Source organism: Bacteroides sp. 41_26 (genome assembly GCF_949740115.1).
GTDB lineage: Bacteria > Bacteroidota > Bacteroidia > Bacteroidales > Bacteroidaceae > Bacteroides > Bacteroides nordii.
In genome coordinates, this window is sequence record NZ_CATJGZ010000116.1 from 1 (window position 1) to 2,325 (window position 2,325).

The 2,325-nt window shown below is 41.8% G+C and carries 2 protein-coding genes; both read right to left on the minus strand.

Going from position 1 to position 2,325, the window contains the following annotated elements:
* A partial coding sequence (fusA, locus tag QX565_RS17405) for an elongation factor G (protein ID WP_289293702.1) occupies positions 1–2,044 on the minus strand: 2,044 nt, incomplete at its 3' end.
* Between the two features lie 38 nt (positions 2,045–2,082).
* A partial coding sequence (locus QX565_RS17410) for a small ribosomal subunit protein uS7 (RefSeq protein ID WP_502874525.1) occupies positions 2,083–2,325 on the minus strand: 243 nt, incomplete at its 5' end.

Below are 2,325 nucleotides of genomic sequence, written 5' to 3' on the forward strand. Positions count from 1 at the left end.
GAGAGTATACCATTGACGAGGTTGCACGACCAGAAGTAATAGTACGCAACGCTGTTACGTAACCAAACATCTCTGCCAACGGAACCATCGCCTTAACGATGCGAGCACCTGAACGGCTTGACTCCATACCTTCAACTTGACCACGGCGCTTATTCAAGTCACCAATAACATCACCCATATTTTCTTCTGGAGTTACAACCTCCAACTTCATTATAGGTTCCATCAAAACAGGACCTGCTTTAGCACATGCATTTTTATATGCCTGAATAGCACAGATTTCAAAAGACAACTGGTCTGAGTCAACCGGGTGGAACGAACCATCAACCAAAGTTACCTTCAGTGAATCAAGCGGATAACCTGCCAATACACCATTCTTCATTGCAGTAGCAAAACCTTTCTGTACTGAAGGAATAAATTCCTTAGGAATATTACCTCCCTTAACTTCATCAACAAACTGCAAACCACCTTCTACAAAACTTTCATCTACCGGACCGATGTTAACAATGATATCTGCAAACTTACCACGACCACCAGACTGTTTCTTGTAAACTTCACGCAAGTTAACCGTCTTAGTAATTGCCTCTTTGTAGTTCACTTGAGGTTTACCCTGATTACATTCTACCTTAAACTCACGTTTCAAACGGTCAATAATAATATCCAAGTGAAGTTCACCCATACCAGAAATAACCGTCTGTCCTGTCTGCTCGTCAGTTTTCACTGTAAATGTAGGATCCTCTTCAGCCAACTTAGCCAACCCATTAGACAGTTTATCCATGTCTTTCTGAGTCTTAGGCTCAACAGCAATACCAATTACAGGTTCCGGGAAATCCATAGACTCAAGTACAATAGGAGCTGTTTCGTCACATAATGTATCACCAGTGTGGATATCTTTAAAACCGACACCAGCACCAATATCACCAGCACCAACTACTTCCACCGGATTCTGTTTGTTAGAATGCATCTGAAACAAACGAGAAACACGCTCTTTCTTACCAGAACGAGAATTGTAGATATAAGAACCTGCCTCAATCTTACCTGAATACACACGGAAGAAAGTTAAACGACCTACATACGGGTCTGTTGCAATCTTAAACGCCAAAGCTGAAGTTTTTTCATCTTCGCTTGGCTTACGATCCTCTTCAGCACCAGTATCAGGATTTGTACCAATTACATTCTCTGCATCCAGAGGAGAAGGCAAGAAAGCACAAACATAATCCAACAATGTCTGTACACCTTTATTCTTAAATGAAGAACCACAAAGCATTGGAACAACAGCCATCTGAACAGTTGCATTGCGAAGAGCCCTCAATATTTCTTCTTCTGTAATAGTAGAAGGATCATCGAAATATTTCTCCATCAAAGCATCATCAAATTCTGCTACCTTTTCCAACATCTTATCTCTCCACTCCTGAGCTTCATCCACAAGGTTAGCCGGTATTTCTTCTACCGTATAATCAGCCCCCATTGTCTCATCGTGCCAATAGATAGCTTTCATCTTAATAAGATCTACCAATCCTTTGAAAGACTCTTCTGCACCGATAGGAATAACAACCGGACACGGATTAGCTCCCAAAACAGATTTCATCTGGCTCACCACATCAAAGAAGTTAGCACCAGAACGGTCCATTTTATTCACGTACGCAATACGCGGTACATTATACTTATCAGCCTGACGCCATACAGTTTCCGACTGAGGCTCCACACCACCTACTGCACAGTAAGCAGCTACAGCACCATCAAGCACACGCAATGAACGCTCTACTTCAGCAGTAAAGTCAACGTGTCCCGGAGTATCAATCAAGTTGATTTTATACGTATTACCAGCATATTTCCATCTTGTTGTCGTAGCAGCAGATGTAATAGTAATACCACGTTCCTGCTCCTGAGCCATCCAGTCCATTGTAGCAGCACCATCATGTACCTCACCAATTTTGTGAGTCAATCCGGTATAAAACAGGATACGTTCAGAAGTAGTAGTTTTTCCGGCATCGATGTGAGCCATGATACCGATATTACGAGTTAAATGTAAATCATTCTTAGCCATTTTAGTTTCCTCTACTTTAAGTTTTTACAAATTCAGTATTAGAATCTAAAATGAGCGAATGCGCGGTTAGCTTCTGCCATTCTGTGCATATCTTCTTTACGTTTGTAAGCACCACCTTGCTCATTGAATGCATCCATGATTTCGGCAGCCAATTTATCAGCCATTGATTTACCACCTCTTTTACGAGCAAAAAGAATCAGATTCTTCATCGAGATAGACTCTTTACGATCCGGACGGATTTCTGTAGGAACCTGGAAAGTAGCACCACCTACACGGCGAGA